Origin of the sequence: Pseudomonas sp. BF-B-30 (assembly GCF_019956305.1) — a bacterium.
GTDB classification, from domain to species: domain Bacteria; phylum Pseudomonadota; class Gammaproteobacteria; order Pseudomonadales; family Pseudomonadaceae; genus Aquipseudomonas; species Aquipseudomonas jessenii.
In genome coordinates this window covers 65,369-86,502 of sequence record NZ_JAHBDG010000005.1, presented here as the reverse complement: position 1 = coordinate 86,502, position 21,134 = coordinate 65,369, and the positions used below count along the sequence as shown (strand labels likewise).

20 protein-coding genes are annotated in these 21,134 nt (G+C 60.9%); 13 read left to right on the top strand and 7 right to left on the bottom strand.

Annotation, left to right across the window (positions count from 1 at the left end):
- Positions 1–112: 112 nt before the first annotated feature.
- Positions 113–985, top strand: a complete 873-nt coding sequence (locus KGB29_RS03385) for an ATPase (RefSeq protein ID WP_150813341.1) — start codon at positions 113–115, stop codon at positions 983–985.
- A gap of 249 nt (positions 986–1,234) precedes the next feature.
- Positions 1,235–2,083 carry a cache domain-containing protein gene (locus KGB29_RS03380; RefSeq protein WP_150813340.1) on the top strand — a complete coding sequence of 283 codons (849 nt, stop codon included), beginning with the start codon at positions 1,235–1,237 and terminating at the stop codon, positions 2,081–2,083.
- 123 nt (positions 2,084–2,206) lie between these two features.
- Here the strand turns inward: KGB29_RS03380 and KGB29_RS03375 are convergent, their stop codons facing one another.
- Together KGB29_RS03375 and pobA are read right to left on the bottom strand one after the other, a co-directional pair.
- Positions 2,207–3,724 (bottom strand): MDR family MFS transporter, encoded by a 1,518-nt coding sequence (locus KGB29_RS03375; RefSeq protein WP_150813339.1) that lies wholly within the window; start codon positions 3,722–3,724, stop codon positions 2,207–2,209.
- A 78-nt stretch (positions 3,725–3,802) separates the two neighbouring features.
- Complete coding sequence (gene pobA / locus KGB29_RS03370; protein WP_150813338.1) at positions 3,803–4,996, bottom strand: 4-hydroxybenzoate 3-monooxygenase; 1,194 nt, start codon at positions 4,994–4,996, stop codon at positions 3,803–3,805.
- Positions 4,997–5,177: 181 nt separating this feature from the next.
- On the opposite strand from pobA, the gene KGB29_RS03365 reads away from it, so the two are divergent.
- Positions 5,178–6,074, top strand: coding sequence for a helix-turn-helix domain-containing protein (locus KGB29_RS03365; protein ID WP_150813337.1), 897 nt, complete (start codon positions 5,178–5,180; stop codon positions 6,072–6,074).
- Positions 6,075–6,083: 9 nt separating this feature from the next.
- On the opposite strand, the gene KGB29_RS03360 is transcribed toward KGB29_RS03365, so the two are convergent.
- Both KGB29_RS03360 and KGB29_RS03355 read right to left on the bottom strand, forming a co-directional pair.
- The gene (locus tag KGB29_RS03360) at positions 6,084–6,260 is read right to left on the bottom strand and encodes a hypothetical protein (protein WP_007978514.1); all 177 of its coding nucleotides are present in this window, start codon (positions 6,258–6,260) and stop codon (positions 6,084–6,086) included.
- Between the two features lie 202 nt (positions 6,261–6,462).
- On the bottom strand, positions 6,463–7,368 hold the full coding sequence (locus tag KGB29_RS03355; protein WP_206743389.1) for a LysR family transcriptional regulator: 906 nt from the start codon (positions 7,366–7,368) through the stop codon (positions 6,463–6,465).
- Between the two features lie 223 nt (positions 7,369–7,591).
- Between KGB29_RS03355 and KGB29_RS03350 the strand changes: the two genes are divergently transcribed.
- Both KGB29_RS03350 and KGB29_RS03345 read left to right on the top strand, forming a co-directional pair.
- A complete protein-coding gene (locus KGB29_RS03350) occupies positions 7,592–8,467 on the top strand; it encodes an MBL fold metallo-hydrolase (protein WP_150813336.1) in 876 nt (291 codons plus the stop codon).
- Positions 8,468–8,683: 216 nt separating this feature from the next.
- Entirely contained in the window at positions 8,684–9,298 is a 615-nt protein-coding gene (locus KGB29_RS03345; protein WP_150813335.1) for an NAD(P)-dependent oxidoreductase, read from the top strand.
- 140 nt (positions 9,299–9,438) lie between these two features.
- Here the strand turns inward: KGB29_RS03345 and KGB29_RS03340 are convergent, their stop codons facing one another.
- Complete coding sequence (locus KGB29_RS03340) at positions 9,439–10,320, bottom strand: LysR substrate-binding domain-containing protein (protein WP_150813333.1); 882 nt, start codon at positions 10,318–10,320, stop codon at positions 9,439–9,441.
- Positions 10,321–10,479: 159 nt separating this feature from the next.
- On the opposite strand from KGB29_RS03340, the gene KGB29_RS03335 reads away from it, so the two are divergent.
- The 6 genes from KGB29_RS03335 to KGB29_RS03310 all read left to right on the top strand — a co-directional run bounded on the left by KGB29_RS03335 (position 10,480) and on the right by KGB29_RS03310 (position 17,991).
- A complete protein-coding gene (locus KGB29_RS03335; protein WP_150813332.1) occupies positions 10,480–12,117 on the top strand; it encodes a 5-guanidino-2-oxopentanoate decarboxylase in 1,638 nt (545 codons plus the stop codon).
- Positions 12,114–13,562, top strand: a complete 1,449-nt coding sequence (locus tag KGB29_RS03330; RefSeq protein WP_150813331.1) for an aldehyde dehydrogenase family protein — start codon at positions 12,114–12,116, stop codon at positions 13,560–13,562. The genes KGB29_RS03335 and KGB29_RS03330 overlap by 4 nt, the downstream gene beginning before the upstream one ends.
- A 304-nt stretch (positions 13,563–13,866) precedes the next feature.
- Positions 13,867–14,970: an extracellular solute-binding protein gene (locus tag KGB29_RS03325; RefSeq protein WP_057713476.1), complete on the top strand. Its 1,104-nt coding sequence runs from the start codon at positions 13,867–13,869 to the stop codon at positions 14,968–14,970.
- A gap of 193 nt (positions 14,971–15,163) precedes the next feature.
- Positions 15,164–16,072 carry an ABC transporter permease gene (locus KGB29_RS03320; RefSeq protein ID WP_057713477.1) on the top strand — a complete coding sequence of 303 codons (909 nt, stop codon included), beginning with the start codon at positions 15,164–15,166 and terminating at the stop codon, positions 16,070–16,072.
- Entirely contained in the window at positions 16,069–16,917 is an 849-nt protein-coding gene (locus KGB29_RS03315; protein WP_007978496.1) for an ABC transporter permease, read from the top strand. The genes KGB29_RS03320 and KGB29_RS03315 overlap by 4 nt, the downstream gene beginning before the upstream one ends.
- 18 nt (positions 16,918–16,935) lie before the next feature.
- On the top strand, positions 16,936–17,991 hold the full coding sequence (locus KGB29_RS03310; RefSeq protein ID WP_057713479.1) for an ABC transporter ATP-binding protein: 1,056 nt from the start codon (positions 16,936–16,938) through the stop codon (positions 17,989–17,991).
- A gap of 126 nt (positions 17,992–18,117) precedes the next feature.
- Here the strand turns inward: KGB29_RS03310 and KGB29_RS03305 are convergent, their stop codons facing one another.
- On the bottom strand, positions 18,118–19,047 hold the full coding sequence (locus KGB29_RS03305; protein ID WP_150813330.1) for an AraC family transcriptional regulator: 930 nt from the start codon (positions 19,045–19,047) through the stop codon (positions 18,118–18,120).
- 339 nt (positions 19,048–19,386) lie between these two features.
- Here KGB29_RS03305 and KGB29_RS03300 point away from each other — a divergent pair, with 339 nt between their 5' ends.
- Entirely contained in the window at positions 19,387–19,740 is a 354-nt protein-coding gene (locus KGB29_RS03300) for a putative quinol monooxygenase (protein WP_057713481.1), read from the top strand.
- A gap of 41 nt (positions 19,741–19,781) precedes the next feature.
- On the top strand, positions 19,782–20,012 hold the full coding sequence (locus KGB29_RS03295; RefSeq protein ID WP_150813329.1) for a hypothetical protein: 231 nt from the start codon (positions 19,782–19,784) through the stop codon (positions 20,010–20,012).
- Here KGB29_RS03295 and KGB29_RS03290 read toward each other — a convergent pair whose 3' ends face one another.
- Complete coding sequence (locus KGB29_RS03290) at positions 20,013–20,642, bottom strand: flavin reductase family protein (RefSeq protein WP_056726095.1); 630 nt, start codon at positions 20,640–20,642, stop codon at positions 20,013–20,015. It lies immediately after the preceding gene.
- Positions 20,643–21,134: the final 492 nt, after the last annotated feature.

Below are 21,134 nucleotides of genomic sequence, written 5' to 3'. Positions count from 1 at the left end.
CGAACAACGACCCCCGACTGAACCGGATTCGGGCTTGGGGGTCAATGGTTGCGGCTGTGGGGTTTATACTGCGCGGCATAAAGCCATTATGTGATTCACTAAGGTTGATTCAATGTCCATGCGAAACGATGCCAACGACGACTTCGATGATGTACCGAGCCTGCGTGCAGACGTTCTCGATGACGACTTTGCGCCCACCGCCCGCACGGTCGTGCATTCGCGCACGACGCCGGTGGTGAAGGTCAAGGCGGCGAGTACCGGTGCCTTGTGGGCGTTGGTCGGGGCGTTGTTCTTTGCGTTCGCGGGCCTGGCTTGGTGGAGCTTTCAGCAGATCTCCCTGATGGAACAGCAACTGGTGGCGACCCAGGAAAGCTTCGCGCGAATCAGTGAGGAAGCGGCAGGGCGCCTGCAGGATATTTCCGGAAAGGTTGTTGCCAGCCAGACCAGTGTCAACACCGACAGCGAGGCCTTGAAGCTGCAAATCCGCCAGCTGGAAAGCAAGCTCCAGGACCAGAACGCCCAGCAGCAAGGTGTTGCCGGCCAGGCCTCGGACCTGGACAAGCGACTGGCACAAATGACCGCGCAAACCACCGAACTGGACAAGCGCCTGGCGCAAATGAATGCCCAGAACACCGAACATCAGACGGCCAATACGCAGTTGCAGGCCCAGGTCAAAGCCTTGAGTGCTGAATTGGCCACCCTGAAAAGTGCCCCGTCGGACGCTGAAAAACTCGATGCACAACTGAAGAGCCTGGGCGCCGATATCACCGCGCTGAAGAAACAAGGCAACCCAAGCGCTGCTATCGAGCGTCTCGAGCAAGACATGATCGTGCTCAAGAGCGAGCAGGACAACCGTCCAGCGGTCACGCCGGGCTCGACCAATACCGCCGAGTTCGATGCGTTCCGCAGCCAGGTCACCCGCAACATCAATACCCTTCAGGCGCAGATCCAGAACCTTCAGCAGCAACTGCGCGCCCGGCAGTAATCCGAACACTTGTGGCGAGGGGGCTTGTTGTGGCGAGGGGGCTTGCCCCCGTTGGGTGGCGAAGCCGCCCCAAATCCATTCGCCGCGGTTCACCAGATCAACCGCGGTGCCTGATTTACGACTGCTACGCAGCCGAACGGGGGTAAGACCCCTCGCCACAAAAGCCTATGACCCTGTTCTGGCGAATATTCGTACATATCCCATTGCCGTCTACGCTCTTGAAACACCATCAGGAACGAGGAATGCGCAATGGGGTTTCTGCATAGGTTCGCCTTGCTGTGCGGCATGTTTTTGTTGTGCCTGGGCCAGGCGCAAGCCGCCGGGACGGAAAAGGACGACAGCAAGGCGGCCATTGCCCTGCTGGAAAAAGCCCTGGCCTACTACCACCAGAATGGCGACAAGGCGCTGGCGGCGTTCAGTCGACAGGGTGAATTTGTCGACAAGGACCGTTATGTCTTTGTGCTAGACACCAAGGGCGTGATGCTCGCCAGTGGCGGGCCGTCGTCGGCGCTGATTGGCCGGGACGTGTCGCAAGTGCTTGGACCGGATCTGCAGAAAGCTTTCAAGGACGCCCTGAAGGTGCCGGAGGGCAATGGCATTCAGCAGGCGGAATATCGCTGGCAGAACTGGAGTGACGGCAAGGTCGAGCGCAAGCATGTCTACTACCAGCGCGTTGGACAGCGGATTCTGGCGGTCGGTTATTACCTGCCACGGGCCTCCGCCGAACAGGCCATGGCCTTGCTGAACAAAGCGGCAACCGATCTGGCCAAGGACGAAAAGGGCACCCTGACGGCGATCAATTCCCTCAAGGGCGGCTACCTGCAGGATGACCTGTATGTGTTTGTCGTCGACCTGGATACTCAGCGTTACGTGGCCCACGGCACCAACCTGCGGCTGATCAATACCGACTTCAGCAAGATCGTGGACCCGGAAGGCAAACCGGTGGGCGAGCCGATTCTGGCGTTGATGGCCCAGCAGGATTACGGCGAATACGAATACCGCTGGAAAAACCCGGTGACTGGCAAGGTCGAGAACAAGCATGCCTACCTGAAGAAGGTCGGGCATTTTCTGGTGGCGGTCGGGTATTACAGCCCTTGAATTGTAGTGACTGTCAGATCGTTTTCGCGAGCAAGCCCGCTCCCACATTAGACCGAGTCCTCCATGAGCACGCGGTCAACCGTGGGAGCGGGCTTGCTCGCGAATACAGGCGACCCGGTCTATCTATCGAACCTTGTCCTCGCGCCCGCGCAACAACATGTTCGGCATGGCAATCGCCGCCGCCAGCCCAAGCAATGAAACGGCCGCGCTGACCGTCAGCAAATGCCGGAATGTCAGTGACAATTCGGCGCGCAGGGTGTTCTGCGCGTCACCCGGCGCGGCATTCAAACCGTCCAGCAACACATTCCCCGAACTGCCTTCGGCAATCAGCGACGAACCGGCCAGGTGCGCGAAACTCGAATCCTGCAACAACGCCAACAGCAGCGCCGACATCAACGCCACACCCACCGCACCACCCAGCGAACGGAACAGGTTGGTGGTGCTGGTGGCTACACCGATGTCCCGCTGCTCCACCGAGTTCTGCGTGCCGACCAATGACGTCGGGAACTGCATGCCCGAGGAAATCCCGCAGAGCAACATGAACAGGCTGCTCGTGACGAATGCCTGCGGTGGGCTGAACGCCATGCCGATAATCGCGATGGGCATCAGCGCAGCACCGGTGAGAATCATCGGTTTGTAGCGTCCGGTCACGGAAGTACGGCGGCCGGCGAAATACGCGCCAATCGGCAAGCCCATGGCCAGCGGCAAAAGATGCAGGGCGGCACTGTCGGCACCGGCGCCGGTCACGCTCTGAAAGCGCAGCGGCATCAACACAATCAGCGAGATGGCCTGGAAACTGGTGAAGAAAATCGTGCACCAGCACAGGATCGCGTTGCGGTTGGCGAACAGATGCATGGGCAACAACGGTTCTCGCGCCCGCCGCTCGTGGACGACAAACAGCCCCAGCACCAGCACCGCACAAGCGAGCAGCGCCAACACCTCGGCACTGCGCCACGAATGGCCCTGGCCGACCTGGGTGATGCCCAGCAACAATGCTGTCAGCCCGATGATCATCAGCACGGTGCCCAGGTAGTCGATGATCGGTTTGCGTTGCGGAATCGGCAGGCCCACCAGCGTGTGATAGGCGACCAGCCAGGCGCCCAGGCCCAGTGGCAGGTTGATCAGGAACACCCAGCGCCAGGACAGGTATTCGGTCATGTAACCGCCGAGTACCGGGCCGGCCACGCTGGCCACGGCATACATGCTGCTGAAATAGCCCTGATACCGGCCGCGCTCCCGTGGCGGTACGATGTCACCGATGATCGCCTGGCTCACCGAAATCATTCCGCCGGCCCCGATGCCCTGGAGGATCCGCGCCAGTACCAGCTGCTCCATGCTCTGGGCCATGCCGCAGAACACCGACGCCAGGGTGAACAGGCCCATGCCGAACAGCATCAGCTTGCGCCGCCCGTACAGGTCACCCAGTTTGCCGTAGATCGGCACCGCCACGGTCATGGCCACCATGTAGCCGGAAATCACCCAGGCCAGCAGGCTGACGTCCTTGAATTGCGCGGAAATGGCCGGCATCGAAACGGCGACGATGGTCTGGTCCAACGCACCGAGAAAGATCGCCAGCATCAGGGCGATCAGCACGCTGCGAATGGCCGGTTTGGGCGTTTCAGGCTGATGGAGATTGGTCACGGGAAAACCTGCGGGCAGTGATTGACCCGCAAGAGGCAAGGCGAGCGGGGATGCTCGCCAGTGTAAGTCGATAGGAAGCTATTCGATAGCCTCATAAGGAAGCCCGACGTAGTTTTCTGCAATGGTTTTGCGACCCGCCTGCGAATCGACAAAATAGTCCAGTTCCGACTCGGCAATGCGCTGGCTAAAGGCATCGTGATCATCAAAGCGGTGCAGCATCGAGGTCATCCACCAGGAAAAACGCTCGGCTTTCCACACCCGGCGCAGGCAGATTTCCGAGTATTTCTCCAGCAGATCAAGGCGATCGTCGCGGTAAACCTTGACTAGGATGTTGAACAGCGTGCTGACGTCACTGGCCGCCAGGTTCAGGCCCTTGGCCCCGGTGGGCGGGACAATGTGCGCGGCATCACCGACGAGGAACATCCGCCCGTACTGCATGGGTTCGACGACGAAGCTGCGCAGCGGCGCGATGCTTTTCTCGATGGACGGGCCGGTCACCAGTTTTTGCGCAAGATCGACCGGCAGGCGGTTTTTGAGTTCGTCCCAGAAGCGTTGATCGGACCAATCCTCGACATTTTCCTCTGCGGGCACTTGCAGGTAGTAACGGGTGCGCGTCGGCGAGCGCATGCTGCACAAGGCGAAACCGCGCTCATGGCGGACGTAGACCAGTTCTTCGTGGACCGGTGGCGTGTCGGCCAGGATCCCGAGCCAGCCGAAGGGATAGATCCGTTCGAAGACTTTCAGGCTGTCGGCGGGAATCGATTGTCGCGCCACACCGTGGAAGCCGTCGCAACCGGCGATGTAGTCGCAATCGAGTCGATACGGCTCGCCGTCCTTCTCAAAAGTGACAAACGCTTCATCGGTTTTCATGCCGTGGGGAGCGACGTTGCTGGCCTGGTAAATCGTCTGCGCGCCCACCTCCCGACGAGCGGCCATCAGGTCGCGGGTGACTTCGGTCTGGCCGTAGACCATCACGGTTTTGCCACCCGTCAGGGCGTGCAGATCGATGTGCACCCGACGCCCGTCGAGGGCCAGTTCGAAGCCACCATGGACCAGTCCCTCGGCGTCCATGCGCTGACTCACGCCGGCCTGACGCAACAGCTCTACCATGCCTTGTTCAAGCACGCCGGCGCGGATTCGACCGAGTACATAATCGGGGGTTTGACGTTCGAGAACGATGTTGTCGATGCCGGCGTTGTGCAGCAATTGGCCGAGCAGCAAGCCTGAGGGGCCAGCACCGATAATGGCAACTTGGGTTTTCAGTGTTTTCATTGTTCTTATGACTCGCAAGCTCCACACGACCTGGGCCGGTGAATGATTTTTATGGATCGAGTGCTTGCATTTTTCCCTTGCGAGTCTGTCAATTGAAGGTGAAAACTGAGCCGATAGCTGTACATTCTGCCAATCGGTGCGATTATCGCCCCAGATCAACCCCGAGGCCTGGATTGAAGTGATGAACAAGCCTGACCTGCCTTCGATTCCGGTGTTCAAGCTCTACGGTGAAAGCCTGGATTGGCCGACCCCGGACTTGCTGCACTGTGAAACCATTTCCAAACGCAGTCGCGAACATCATTGGGAAATCAAACCTCACCGCCACGCTGACTTGTGCCAGTTGCTCTTCGTATTCAAAGGTCAGGCCGAGCTTGAAATCGAAGGCAAGCGAACGCAACTGGTGGAGCCGGCAATCCAGATCCTGCCACCGCTGTCGGTGCACGGCTTTCGTTTTTCCGAGGACGTGGAAGGGTTTGTCGTAACCCTGGCCGCGCCGCTGATCGCCCACCTGCAGATGCAGTTGGGGCAATCGGTCAATGCCCTGGCCCAGTCCGAAAGCTACCCGGCAGGCAAGGACGCCGAGTACCTCAACAGCCTGTTCAGCGCCTTGCAGAACGAATACACCAGCCATCAACCGGCGCGGGAAATGCTTATGCATTCGCTGGTCAGCGTGATTGTGGTGTGGATCAGCCGCCAGGTGATCCAGCGTCGCACCGCCATGGCGCGACCGCAGCGGGCCCGGGAATATCTCAACGGCTTTATTCAACTGGTGGAAGAGACGTATCGCCAGCACGTCAAGGTCGAGGATCTGGCACACCGGCTGGGAATTTCCGTGTCCCACCTCAACGGCACCTGCCGTGAGCTGGCGGGGCAACCGGCGTTGCAGATCGTGCACGAACGGCAATTGCTGGAGGCCAAGCGTTTGCTGACCTACACCAGCATGACCATTTATGAAATGTCCGACGTGTTGGGTTTTTCCGATCCGACCAACTTCACGCGCCTGTTCCGGCGTCGTGTGGGGATTTCGCCAAAGGCGTTTCGCGACCGCTTGAAGGCCGATCAGGACAACGAAGCCTGACCCCCTTCGTTACCGGAGGGCGTTGAGGGTGGCGTTGTGGGGGATGCAGCGCTCGAAGTTGCAGCTCGCGGCTTCACGGGGCAGGTTGCGCAGTTGCTCGACGCGCCAGGCCGCAGCGCCATAAAGCCCGAGCGTGACCGCACAGGTGATGAAAATCGCGAGGTATCTTCTTGTTCTGATGTTCATGGCGTTGACCTCTGAACGAATACCTTTCGGTATTACTTTGAGCATAGGTCAGCGCCGGTGAGTTACCAGCAATAACGCGGTATTCAGAACACTGATCACCCCTGTGGGAGCGAGCTTGCTCGCGATAGCGGTGGATCAGTCGATATCATGGGTGAATGTTCGGCAGCCATCGCGAGCAAGCTCGCTCCCACAGGCTTTCCATTTACAACCCGATATCCCATTCCGGTTCTTGCGGAAACCTCACCACCAGAAAATCCAGCAAGCTGCGCAACGCCGCCGGCATGTGCTTGCGCGAGGCATACACCGCATACACGTTCATTTGCCGGGGTTCGGCCGTCGGCAGCAGGCGAATCAACTCGCCGCTGTGGATGTGCACGCCGGCCTGGTAGGTGGGCAGCATCGCCACCCCGGCGCCGGCTATCGTTGCGCGCAGCAGTGTGCTGGCCTCGTTGGCGCTGATGTTGCCTTGCACCGGTACTGAAACCTGCTCGCCGTCCTGTTCGAAATGCCACAGGCTTTTGCCGAAGTAGGAGTGGGTCAGGCAATTGTGCAGGCTCAAGTCCTCGACCCGCTGCGGCGCCGGGTGCTCGCGCAAGTAAGCGGGGGACGCGCAGATCACCGAGCGGCAAACCGTCAGGCGGCGGGCGATCAGGTTCGGGTCCAGGTCGTTGCTGGTACGGATCGCCAGGTCGATGCGCTCATCCACCAGGTTCACGGTGCGGTCGAGCATCTGCATGTCGATGCTGACGCCGGGGTAGCGTCGGACATAGGCGGCCATGGCGTCGGCCAATTGCGCTTGGCCGAAGGAGGTGCTGACGCTGATTCGCAGCAGGCCGCGGGGTGCGTCATCCGGTTCGCTGACGGCAGCTTGCATATCGGTGGACAAATCGAGCATCTGCCGACAGCGGGGCAGGATCTCGGTGCCGGCGGCGGTGAGGCTCAACTTGCGTGTGGTGCGATGCATCAGGCGCGCGCCGACCCAGTCTTCCAGTTCCGCCAGATACCGCGACACCACCGGCCGTGACAGCTCCAGATGATCGGCGGCGGCCGACTGGCTGCCGAGGTCGACCACCGTGACGAACACACGCATTGCTTGAAGACGATCCATGATTTGCCCGCTTTCAGAAACAAACTATGTTCAAGCATCGCATTTTTTGTACCGAGTCAGGCAACTAAGCTCTGTTCCTCTGTGTAGGAGCGAGCTTGCTCGCGATGGTCGTTAACGATAACGCGGGATACCGGTTATACGCGGCGCCTTCAAGTCCATCGCGAGCAGGCTCGCTCCTACAAAAGGCATCGCCAAACATGGCATCGGGATCACGGAGCAACAGATGATCGGTTTCACCTCACTTAAGCGAGTTTTGCTGGCCACCACCTTCGGTTTTGCCGCCCACGCCAGCGCCTCGACCCTGACGCTGGATGTCTACAACCCCGGCGAAAAAGCCATCTTCCCGGTGACCTCGGTGCTGGTCAGTGGCGAGAAAGAAGCGATCCTGGTGGATGCGCAATTCGGCAAATCCCAGGCCGAACAGGTAGTGGAAAAAATCCGCGCCAGCGGCAAGCAGTTGACCACCATCTACATCAGCCACGGTGACCCGGACTACTACTTCGGCCTCGATACCCTGACGGCCGCATTCCCCAAGGCCAAGGTCCTCGCCTCGCAGCCGACCGTCGACCACATCAAGCACACCGTCGACGGCAAACTGGCATTCTGGGGCCCGAAAATGGGGGCCGACGTGCCTGTAAAAACCATCGTGCCGGACGTGCTCAAGGGTGACAGCCTGATCCTCGAAGGGCAGAAGTTGCAGGTGGTGGGTCTTGAGGGCCCGCAGCCGGATCGCAGCTTTGTGTGGATTCCATCGATCAAGGCCGTGGTCGGTGGTGTCGTGGTGGCGCAAAACATCCACGTCTGGATGGCTGACACGCAAACTCCGCAGTCCCATGCCGATTGGCTGACTACGCTGCATGCCATTGAAACCCTGAAACCGCAGACCGTGGTGCCGGGTCATTACCTTGGCGAGAGCGATCGTTCACTGACGGCCGTGCAGTTCACCGCTGCCTACATCAAGGCCTTCGACGAAGAAACCGCCAAGGCCAGGGATGCTGCCGCGCTGATCGCCGCGATGAAAAAACGCTTCCCGACCCTGGGCGATGAAAGCTCCCTGGAGCTGAGTGCCAAGGTCGCCAAGGGCGAGATGAAGTGGTAACCGGAAGTACATGAAGCTGAAGCAAGTTTTGAGATGAAATTGATTACCTGTGGCGAGGGGGCTTGCCCCCGTTGGAGTGCGAAGCGCTCCCCTGTAATCCAACAGTCCCTAAGTACAGGTTTCACGACTGCTACGCAGCCGAACGGGGGCAAGCCCCCTCGCCACAAAGGTCAGCGCAATTTGATACCGATACTTTCAAGCCAACTGGAGAACGTCATGAGCAAAATCGCAATCATCGGTGCCACCGGTCGTGCCGGTAGCCAACTGCTGGAAGAGGCCCTGCGGCGCGGTCACAGCGTTACCGCCATTGCCCGCGATACGTCGAAAATAGACGCGCGTGAAGGTGTGGCCAGCAAGGCCGTCGATGCCCTTGATGCCCCTGCGTTGCAAGCTGCGATTGCGGGCCATGACGTAGTCATCAGCGCCGCACATTTCGCGACCCTGCCTGCCAGCGCAGTCGTTGGCCCGGTGAAAAAAGCCGGGGTTAAACGTTTGTTGGTAGTGGGCGGGGCGGGTTCGCTGCTATTGCCCGATGGCGCTCGAGTGATCGATAGCGAAGGTTTCCCTGAGGCTTACAAGGCAGAGGCCAGCGCGGGTGCCGAATTCCTCGCAAACCTGCGTGAAGAGCGGGATCTGGACTGGACCTTCCTGTCGCCATCGGCCGAATTTGTCGAGGGCGAGCGCACGGGCAAGTTCCGCATCGGCAAGGACGATTTGCTGGTGAGCAGCGAAGGGCGCAGCTGGATCACGTTCGCCGATTATGCGATCGCGATGCTCGATGAAGTGGAAGCCCCGAAGCATTCGCGGCAGCGGTTTACCGTCGGTTATTGAGGTCACTGACTTCCTGTAGGAGCGAGCTCGCTCGCGATGATCGCCAACGATAACGCTGGGAACCTGATACCCCGCGGCGTTCTCAGGTTCATCGCGAGCAAGCGCGCTCCCACAGGGTGGTGCACCAGGATTTTGCGGTTTTACCGCGATTGCGCTTGCTCCACCAACCACCCCATCAGTTCACGCAACTTCGGCGAAGGCCCGGGTTTTTCCGGGAACACCAGGTAATACGCCAGCCCCGTTGTCACCTTCAAATCGAATGGCATGACCAGCCGCCCGGCGTTCAGGTCATCGCCGATCAGCGACCAGTCGCCAATGGCCACCCCCGTTCCCTGGGACGCCATCGACATCGCCAGGTCCAGTGTTTCGAAGTGCTGGCCCTTGCCGACATTGGTCAAATGCACATCCGCGGCTTTCAACCAGGCTTTCCAGTCCCGTTCGTCGCGGGTCGGGTGCAGCAACAGGTGTTGTTGCAGATCGGCCGGAGTCTGCAGGGGCATGGGGCCTTCGAGCATTGGTCTGGAACACACCGGCGTGAGTTGTTCGTCGAAGAGTTTTTGCGACATCAATGAATCATCCGGCGGTGCGCCGTACATCACCGCCGCATCGAACTGCTCGCGATGAAAATCCACCCCGTGCTTGACCGTGGTGGTCAGTTCCACCGGCACGTCCGGGCGTTCCCTTTGCCATTGCAACAGACGCGGCAGCAACCAGCGCATGACGCAGGTCGGTGCCTTGAGTTGCAGGGTTTCACGCTTCTCGCCGATCTGTTCAACGGCCTCGTCGATCAGGCCGAAAATCTGCTGGACCCGTGGCAGCCATTCCCGACCCTCGGCTGTCAGGTCCAGGCCTCGGGCCAGGCGGATGAACAGTTCATAACCCAGATGATCTTCCAGCCCGGCGATCTGCCGACTCACCGCGCCCTGGGTGATGTGCAGCTGTTCGGCGGCCCGGGTGAAATTGCAGCACTGCGCGGTAATCAGAAAAGTGTGCAGCGCCGGCAGGGGAGGCAGTCGTTTCATTGGGATCCAAGGTATGACGTGAGGACATGGCTAGTATGACTTTTTATCCATTGTTGCGGCTACCTGTCGCCCGTTCCAATGAGGCCATTCCCGGGCCTGCGAATCCATCATAAACACAGCGCACGCCCGGCGTCTCAAACGAACAAAAAGGGCAAAGACATGGCGACGTGCGGCGAAGTATTGGTCAAGTTACTCGAAAACTACGGGGTCGAGCAGGTGTTCGGCATTCCAGGGGTGCACACCGTGGAGCTGTATCGCGGGCTGGCCCGTTCGAGCATCAACCACGTCACGCCGCGCCATGAACAGGGCGCCGGCTTCATGGCCGACGGCTACGCCCGTACCAGCGGCAAACCGGGTGTGTGCTTCATCATCACCGGCCCTGGCATGACCAACATCACCACCGCCATGGGCCAGGCCTACGCCGATTCGATCCCGATGCTGGTGATCTCCAGCGTGCAATCGCGCAGCCAGTTGGGCGGTGGTCGCGGCAAGCTGCATGAACTGCCGAACCAGGGCGCACTGTGTGCCGGTGTCGCGGCGTTCTCCCACACCCTGATGTCGGCGTCGGAATTGCCGGGTGTGCTGGCTCGCGCCTTTGCACTGTTCCAGGCTGGCCGTCCGCGTCCGGTACACATTGAAATTCCGCTGGATGTTCTGGTTGAAGAAGCCGACGACTTGCTCGTCAGCCTGCCGGTCAACATCGACCGCGCCGGTGCTTCGCCGAGCGCCGTGTCGCGCATGGCCGAATTGCTGGCCGGCGCCAAGCGTCCGCTGATTCTCGCCGGTGGCGGCGCCATCGACGCGGCCGTCGAGCTGACTGAGCTGGCTGAACTGCTGGACGCGCCGGTCGCCCTGACCATCAATGCCAAGGGCATGCTCGCCTCCGGCCACCCGCTGCTGATCGGCTCGACCCAGAGCCTGGTCGCCACCCGAGCGCTGGTCGCCGAGGCCGACGTGGTACTGGCCATCGGCACTGAACTGGCCGAGACCGACTACGACGTGACCTTCGCCGGTGGCTTCGAAATTCCTGGCAAGTTGCTGCGCGTCGATATCGACCCGGACCAGACCGTGCGCAACTACCCGCCGCACGTGGCGCTGGTGGCCGACTCGCGCAACGCCGCCCAGGCTTTGCTCAGTGCCCTGTCGCACAAATCCCTGGCCGAGCGTCGCAACGATTGGGGACAAGTACGTGCCGCCCGTCTGCGTGAAGACCTGGCTGCAACCTGGGACGCACCGACCCTGGCCCAGACCCGCTTCCTCGAAACCGTGCTGCAGGAACTGCCGGACGCGGTGTTCGTCGGCGATTCGACCCAGCCGGTTTACACCGGCAACCTGACGTTCAACCCGGAGCGTCCGCGTCGCTGGTTCAACTCGTCCACCGGTTACGGCACCCTCGGCTATGCCTTGCCGGCGGCGATTGGCGCCTGGCTGGGTGGCCGCATCGAAGGTGGCGCGCGTCCTCCGGTGGTGTGCCTGATCGGCGACGGTGGCCTGCAGTTCACCTTGCCGGAACTGGCCAGTGCCGTTGAAGCGCGCACCCCGGTGATCGTGCTGCTGTGGAATAACCAGGGCTACGAAGAGATCAAGAAATACATGGTCAACCGCGCCATCGAGCCGGTGGGCGTGGACATCTACACCCCGGACTTCATCGGTGTGGCCAAGGCATTGGGTTGCGCCGCCGAAGCGGTCAGCAGTGTCGAGCAATTGCGCGGCGCATTGCGGGTGGCTACCGATCGCCAGGGCCCGACCCTGATTGAAATCGACCAGACCCAGTGGATGCAGGCGGTGTCGAAATGAGCTTCCCGACGACTCTGGATGGCCTGTACATCAACGGCCAATGGTCGGCCGGCAACGAACACCTGCGGGTGATCAACCCGGCGACCGAAGCCCTGTTGACCACCGTCAATGGCGGCGACGAACGCGCAGTTGATCAAGCCGTGAACGCAGCGACCCAGGCGTTCGCCGACTGGTCGAAAACCACGGGCGCCGAACGCGGTGCGATCCTGCGCAAAATCGCCACGGGCGTGCAGGCCAACCGTGAAAAACTGATGCACTTGCAGTCGAGCAACAACGGCAAACCGCAGTTCGAAGCCGCGATCGACGTCGATGACGTGATCGCCACGTTCGAGTATTACGCCGGTCTGGCCGAAGGCCTGGATGCCAAACAAGACAGCGCGGTAGAGCTGCCGACCGACGACTTCAGCGCTCGCCTGCGCCGCGAGCCGTGCGGTGTGGTCGGCCTGATCGTGCCGTGGAATTTTCCGATGGTCACCACCGCATGGAAACTCGCCCCAGCCCTGGCCGCCGGTTGCTGCGTGGTGCTCAAGCCTTCGGAAGTGACGCCGCTGCCGGAACTGGAACTGGCCGCGATCATCGCTCAAGCCGGTGTGCCGGCGGGTGTCTTTAACCTGGTGTGCGGCACCGGCCTGGCCGTTGGCGCTCCGCTGTCGGCAGACCCGCGCATCGCCAAGGTGTCGTTCACCGGCAGCAATGCCGTTGGCGTGCAGGTCATGCAACGGGCGGCGGAAACCGTCAAAGGCGTGAGCCTGGAGCTGGGCGGCAAATCTTCGCTGTTGGTGCTGGCCGATGCCGATCTCGAACTGGCGGTGGAAGTGGCCTGTGGCGGTGGTTTCTTCAACGCCGGGCAGATGTGCTCTGCCACCAGCCGCGTGCTGGTCGCCGATGAACTGGCCGATGAATTCCTGAGTCGAGTGAAGGCCCGTGCCGAAGCCATTCGCGTGGCCGACCCGTTCGACCCGAACGTGGAAATGGGCGCGCTGGTCAATCAGGCGCAATACCAGCGCGTGCTCGGTCACATCGATCGCGGTTTGAGTGCCGGTGCCAAGCTGGTTTGCGGTGGCAATCGCCCGGCCGACCTGCCGCGCGGATATTTTTTGCAGCCGACGGTGTTCACCGAAGTGCCCCTCGACAGTGCGTTGTGGAATGAAGAGATTTTCGGCCCGGTGATCTGCGTGCGCCGTTTCGCCTCCGAGGCCGAAGCGATTGCCCTGGCCAACGACAGTCAGTTTGGCCTGGTCGCCAGTGTGGTGACGCGCAATGCACAGACCGCCGACCGCGTTGCCAATGCTTTGCAGGCGGGGCTTGTGTGGATCAACGCGCCGCAGGTGATCTTCCCGCAGACCGCCTGGGGCGGCTACAAGCAGAGCAGCATCGGCCGCGAATTGGGGCCATGGGGCTTGCAGGCTTTCCAGGAAATCAAACACGTGATCCGGGCCGTCTGACGCCTGGCTCTGTGTAGGAGCGAGCCTGCTCGCGATGGATGCATGGACGACACGGGCTGTCTGATGCCCCGCATTATCGTTGACGTCCATCGCGAGCAAGCTCGCTCCCACAAGGAAAAGGAGGCATGCGCTGGCGTCATGGCTTCAATGAGTTTTTATCGATAGTCAGGTGTTTTACACGACCTCAGGATGAACTCGCTGGCTCAGCCAAGCCCCCGAAAATACGAGGGCTAACGCTGGTCCGGTCGCGCGGATGCAACAGTTTCGACCTGCCTTATACCTACAAAAACAAAGGGAGTCCGTAATGGGCGAGCATGATCTGAACAGACGTCAATTCATCAAGACCGTGGGCGTAGCCTCGGTTGCAGCGGCAGCCATGAGCATGCCGTTCATCAAGGCCAATGCCAGCGACACACGCTTTGCCGGCAAGACCCTTCGTCTGCTGACCTGGTCCGATGACACCGGCCTGGCCGCACTGCGCAACATCGCCGCGACGTTCGAAGACAAGTACGGCTGCAAGGTCATCGCTGACCGCACCGGCAGTACCTCGGAAATGGTCGCCAAGCTCAAGGCCGGCGGTGATCGTCCGCAATACGACATCATCACCCTGGCAGGCGTCGGCGCCGAAGGTCTGGCCGCCGCCAACCTGCTGGAAAAACCCGACCTCAACCGCATTCCCAACCTCGTCGATGTACCGGAGAAATACCGCACCGGCGCCAATGGCCACGGTATCGGTTACCTGCTGTGGTGCAACAGCCTGGTCTACAGCACCCGCACCCAGAAAGAAGCCCCGACCAGCTACGCCTCCCTGTGGGATGCCGACGCGGCGCCGAACATCTTCCTGCCGCCGCCGAACTGGACCGAGGCCATGGACCTGATCATCATCGCCGCCAAACTGGCCGGTGGTGACGAACACAACATCGAGCCTGGCTTCAAGAAGCTCGCCGAGCTGAAGGATCGTGTGGTGACCCTGGGTGAAAACCCGAACCAGATCGCCGAACTGTTCCGCACCGGTTCCCTGGACATGGGCGGCCTGTACGCGCCAGCCTTCTTCCCGAAACAGATCCGCGATCCGAACTACGGCCTGGGCGCCACATTCGGCATGAAGGAAGGTTTCTACACCGACCTGATGCTGTCGGTGATGCCGAAGAACCGTCCGGGCGATACCGACATGGCCTACGCCTTCATCAACCACTCTCTGGACCCGCTGGTGCAGGGCAAGATGGCTGAAGACATCTACAACGGCCCGGTCAACGCCAAGGCGATCATTTCCGCCGAAGCACGCAAGAGCCCGTACATCCTCACGCCGGAGCAGATTGCCGAGAAGGCGATCATGCACGACAACGCCTTCCTGGCCAGCGTGCATGACCAATGGATTCGTCGTTACACGGAAATCTTTTCTTCCTGATCGAGTGACGTACACAAGACCTTGAAGCACCACAAATCAAATGTGGGAGCGGGCTTGCTCGCGAATGCGTCGGCACATCCAACATCAATGTGACTGATACACCGCTTTCGCGAGCAAGCCCGCTCCCACAGGGTTCACGGTGGTATCGAGGCTTGTGTTTGTCAGCTGCTGTCCATTGACGAGACCCTTTGCTATGGAACACCAACCTCTGACTCATCCGCTGAGTGCCGCCCCCGTGCGCGCCGCTCGGGGTGTTTCGCCGACCGCGCGCGCCTGGCTTTTCCTCACGCCGTCGATGCTGTTTCTCGGCGTTTTGATTGCCGCGAGCCTGCTGGTACTGCGCATGAGCGTGGGCACCAAAGGCGCGGAATGGTCCGGGTTCAGCCTGGCCAGTTACGCCCAGTTGCTGGAACCCTATTACCTCAAGTCGCTGATGCTGACCCTGCGCCTGGCGCTGATCAGCGCGGTGATCGCAGTGATTCTGGCGATCCCGGTGGCCTACACCATGTCGCGCCTGACCTCGCCGTTCGTGCGACGGATCTTCCTGGCGGCGGTGTTGCTGCCATTGCTGGTCAACCTGCTGCTGCAAAGCTACGGCTGGCTGGTGATCCTCGGCCCTGGCGGCATGCTCAACCAGGCACTGATGGGCCTGGGCCTGATCAAGCGCCCGATCATGCTGTTGTACAACCAGAACGGCGTGTTGATGGGCTTGGTGCAAACCGCCTTCCCGCTGGCCGTGTTGCCGATTGCCAGCGCCATGCGCGGTGTCGCCCGCAGCTACGAAGAAGCTGCCGCCACCCTGGGCGCCAGTCGCTTCCAGGTGTTCCGCCAGGTGGTATTGCCGATGAGTCTGCCGGGGATCATTACCGGTGCGACCCTGGTGTTCGCCTACAACGCCAGCAGTTTCGTGGTGCCCTTGCTGCTCGGAGGTCGGCGCGTGCCGATGCTGGCGGTGATGGTGCATGACCAGATCGCCCCGCTGATGAACTGGCCCGCCGCATCCGCTGCCGGCGTGGTGCTGATCGTCACCACCCTCGCGATCATGACCTTGTCCGAATACATCACTGGCCGTCGTCGGCGCATGCTGGAGGCTTCCCAATGAGCACCCTGACCAAAAAGCGTTATGGGCTGTTGCCCGGCGAGACCGGCAAGTTTGCCGGCATCCTTTCCGGCTTCATCTTGCTGCTGGCGGTACTGCCGATCCTGACCATGATCGTCATGTCGTTCAGCGGCGCGTCGAACCTCGACTTCCCGCCGAGCAGCTACAGCCTGCAATGGTACAAGGCCGCCTGGCACACCTTCGTGTCGCCGGATGCCAGTGACGTCCTGAGCCTCGGCCAGGCCATGAGCACCAGCCTGCTGGTGTCGTGCCTGACCATGATTTTCGCCACGATCATCGCGGTGCCGGCGGCCTACGCGCTGACCCGTTGCGAGTTCCGCGGCAAGGCCGTGGCGCTGCAGCTGATGTCGTTGCCGCTGGTGTTTCCGATGGTGGTGTTGGGCCTGGCGTTGCTGCTGGTGTTCGACAGCCTGCCGTTCCACATGACCACCTCGCGCCTGGTGATTGCCCACGTGATCCTCGCGTTGCCATTCGTGGTGAAGAACTGCACGGCGGCGATGCTCTCCATCGGCAGCGAAGTCGAAGAGGCCGCGCAAATGCTCGGTGCTTCACCGCTGCGGGCGATTGTCGATGTGGTGGTGCCGTTGATGAAGTCGGGGATCCTGGCGGGCATGCTGCTGGCGTTCATCGTCTCGTTCAACGAATTCACCGTGACCTATTTCCTCTACACCATCGACGTCATGACCGTGCCGATCTGGATGTACAGCCGCACCGTGTCTTCGCTCGACCCAACCGTATTTTCGTTTGCCGTGCTGATCGTGCTGATCGACTTCGTCCTCATCTGGGCGCTGGAGAAGCTGGTTGGTGAAGGTGGCGTTTCGTTCTGATTTCTTGAGGTGATTCTTATGTCTGGTCTGATTCTGGAAAACGTCGAGAAACATTACGGCTCGGCCTGCGCGGTAAAGGATGTAAACCTGCATTTGCCCGAGGGCAAACTGGTGTGTTTCCTCGGTCCTTCGGGCTGTGGCAAAACCACCTTGCTGCGCATGATTGCCGGGCTGGAAACCCTGAGCGGTGGCGAGATTCGCCTGGACGGTGAGGACATCGGCCACACTCCGGCGCATTTGCGTAATTTCGGCATGGTGTTCCAGTCCCTGGCGCTGTTCCCGCACATGACGGTGGGGGAGAACATCGCCTATCCGCTGAAACTGCGCGGGGTCAGCAAGGCTGACCAGCAGGCGCGGGTGGTGGAATTGCTGGAACTGATCCAGCTGCAAGCGATGATCAATCGTCCGGTGGCCAAGCTGTCCGGCGGCCAACGCCAGCGCGTGGCGATTGCCCGGGCGATTGCCAATCACCCGAAAATCCTCCTGCTCGACGAGCCTCTGTCGGCGCTGGATGCCAAGCTGCGCGAGTCGATGCAGGTGGAAATCCGCCAACTGCAACAACGCCTGAACATCACCACCATCATGGTGACCCACGACCAGCGCGAGGCCATGACCATGGCCGATATCGTGGTCGTATTGGGTGAGCACAAGGTGCAGCAGGTGGGCACGCCGATCGAGATCTATCGCCACCCGGCCAACGAGTTCGTCGCGGACTTCATCGGTTCCGGCAACATCTTCCCGGCCACGGTGCTGGGTAACGGCAAGGTCAGTTTGCCGGGCGGCGATGCGCTGCAAGTACCGATCTGCAGCAGCATCGTGGTCGGTGAAAAGGTGAAGATGCTGATTCGCCCGGAAGACCTGCAACTGTCCGCACCCCAGGCGACCGCGGGCAACCGTTTGCTGGGCAAGGTGACGTTCGTGCGCGATATCGGTGCGACCATCGAGACCACGGTGGAGTGTTCCGGGGTGTCGTTTACCGCGCTGAGCACGCCATGTCAGGGCTTTGGCCTGAGCGTTGGTCATCCGGTGTCGGTGACCTTGCCGGTGGAGGCATGCCGGGTACTCGGAGCCTGATCCAGGATTTGTATTGCCTGAGCTGGACTCTTCGCGAGCAAGCCCGCTCCCACATTTGGAATGTATTCCACCTGTGGGAGCGGGCTTGCTCGCGAAGGGGTCAGCAGCCACACCAAAAACTCCGGATCAAACCGTCAACCGCAACCGCGCCAGATCCCGCAACGGCGGCGCACCGAACAACCGGCTGTACTCCCGGCTGAACTGCGACGGACTTTCATACCCGACCCGATACCCCGCCGCCGAAGCCTCCAGCCCTTCGGCGAGCATCAGCCGCCGTGCTTCCTGCAGGCGCAGCTGCTTCTGATACTGCAACGGACTCATCGCCGTCATCGCCTTGAAGCGGTGATGCAGCGTCGACACGCTCAGGTTCACTTCCTTGGCCAATTCATCTATGCGCAACGGCTGTTCGAAATTGCCGTTGAGCCATTTGATCGCCTGGCTGATGCGATGGCTCTGACTGTTGGCGATGGCGATTTCGTACAGCCGATGCCCCTGTTTACTGCGCAACAGGCGATAGAGGATCTCCCGGCGAATCAGCGGCGCGAGCATGGCGATGTCTTTTGGCGTGTCCAGTAACCGTGCCAGGCGCAGCACGGCGTCGAGCATCGCGGTGTCGAGTTTTTCGACATAAAGCCCGCGCCCGGTCGGCCGGGTGGGCACGCCGAGGGGGCCGGCGTCAGCGATCAGTGCGGTGATTTCCGTCGGATCGATGTCCAGGCGCAAGGCCAGGATCGGTTCCTCAGGCGAGACATCCACCACTCGTCCACTGAGCGGCATCGAGACCGAGACCACCAGGTAGTTCAGCGGGTCGTAGTTGAAGTATTCGTTGGCCAGCTGAACTTCCTTGCGCCCCTGGGCCATGATGCACAGCGCCGGTTGCGCGAGCACCGGGGCGAACTCGTGGGACTGACTGTGGCGGGACATGAACAGCGAGCCGATGGCCGTGGCATAACTGCCATCTTCGGCGGTGTTGCGGCGGATGATGGCCGCCAGTTCCGCGCGCTGCTTTTCCATGTCGGTGTCCAGCGGGGCTTGAAAGTGATCGAGCGGCGACATGCGAGGCATCCTCGGCAAGGCATGAAGGGAGTGGTGCAGAGCATAAGTTTGTGCAAGCGACAGCGGTAGACACATCCTGCCGGATGCTTGCCTGATTCTGCCAGGGGGCGACCGGCGGTGTAGCCAATAGAGCCTTGTGCCGCAAGAACTTGCTTGAAACTCGTATGGCAGAACCGTGACAGGGTTTTACAGCTTGTTACAGGCTGGCGATGAAGTTTCGCAGGATTGTGCAACGCGCCGGCAGGAATCGACTAACGAGACAGGCGTCGCGGCCCTTAACCTTTGATCCTGTCGCAGCCCGTCCCCCGGCTGCCACGCGACTCCCCGGGAGGGTTGAACATGTCCACGCAGATCCCCGTCAGTCATATGGCCTTCGTTCGAGCGCGTGCCGGGCGCTCGGAGGAACTCGGTGTGCGCCTCAGCGCCCTGATCGAACCGTCCCGCGCAGCGCCAGGCTGCCTGAGCTTTGCCTTGCAGCATTCGCAATGCGATCCGGAGCTGTGGCTGGTGTCCGGTTTCTGGAGCAATCAACAGGCCATGACCGCGTACTTCAGCACGCCGGCGATGGAGATTTTTGCCGAGCTGGTGCAGGAGCTGGTGGTCAACAGCCTGGATTTCCACACCTTCAAGGATGTCTCGGCGGCGCAGGCCCTGGGGCAGTCCGCAGTGGCGGTACACAAACTGGCCGGTTGAGGGTTTAATGACGGCATTCTCAACCAGCCAGGATTCGCGACATGGCACGTAAAGCCTTTGAACACTTCGAAGCTGTTTCCGCTGTAGTACCGGGCGAGGGTGGTTACCACGCCGCTATCGCCGTCAAAGCGCTGGGTGGTTCCGGCGCCCCGCGTTTTCACAAGGTGCTGGAAGGGCAGATCTTCAAGACCGCCCATGACGCCGACCTGGCAGCGGCCAAAGAACTGACCCACCTCAAGGACGTCAAAGAAGACGCCGACCTGCTCTGGTGATCACTTCACCGCCCCCGGGCGGTACATCTTGAACAACGCCTCAGGCCCCAGCTGGAAGTAATCCGCCGGCCCGCCGCCGCGCAGAATCGGTTCTGCCGCGGCGGTGTCGTATACCCCGTCCTTCAACAGCCATTTGGCGATATGCACGGCGACCACTTCGCCGAGGATCAGCCAGCTCGGCACCACGTTGCCGTCCGCTCGTTGCAACTGAATGATCTGCGTGACCTTGCACTCGAAGGACACCGGGCTCTCTGCCACCCGTGGCACCTGAATGACCTTCGAGGCAGCGGTCGTCAGCCCGGCCAGTTCGAATTCGTTGACCTCAGGCCCGACCATGGCGCAGCTCTGGTTCATCTGCTCGGCCAGCGGCCGCGTGGCCAGGTTCCAGGCGAACTCGCCGGTCTGTTCGATGTTGTTCAGGCTGTCTTTGCGCCCGACGCTGGAAAACCCAATGATCGGCGGAATGTAGTTGAAGGCGTTGAAGAAACTGTAGGGCGCCAGGTTCAAGCGGCCCTCGGCATCCTGTGAAGAGATCCAGCCAATGGGGCGCGGGCCGACGATAGCGTTGAACGGATCGTGGGGCAGGCCGTGGCCGTTGGCGGGTTCGTAGAAGTGGATGTCGTCAGGCATTGGAGAGAATTTCCGGAGCGGGATGGAGGCGCTCATGGTGCAAGCACGCGCCACGGATTTCCAGTCGGATTCGGTACTTGAGTTGATGAGATCCAATGTGGGAGCGGGCTTGCTCGCGAAAGCGGTGTGCCAGTCACATTGATATTGGATGTGCCGCCGTCTTCGCGAGCAAGCCCGCTCCCACAGGATTTGTGGTCTGCCGGAAGAATTGTATTACCCCAAAAACGACCAAGCCCGGCCGAAGCCGGGCCGTGAGTTCCCTCCACGATCAGCCGATAGCTTCAGCGCTACCGGTTTTGTCGTAGCCATCGGCGGCGAACGTGTTGGCGGCCAGTACGGAAAGGGCCAGGGCAAGGATCAGTTTGGTCTTCATGGTGGTGACTCCCGTCTCGTTGGCGTTTAGTGGAAAAAGCCAAGACGCCAGATATATCGATTAAATTTCGCAATTAAATCCTGCTACTTATCGATTAATTGGATGTTAAGGCCGTCAGG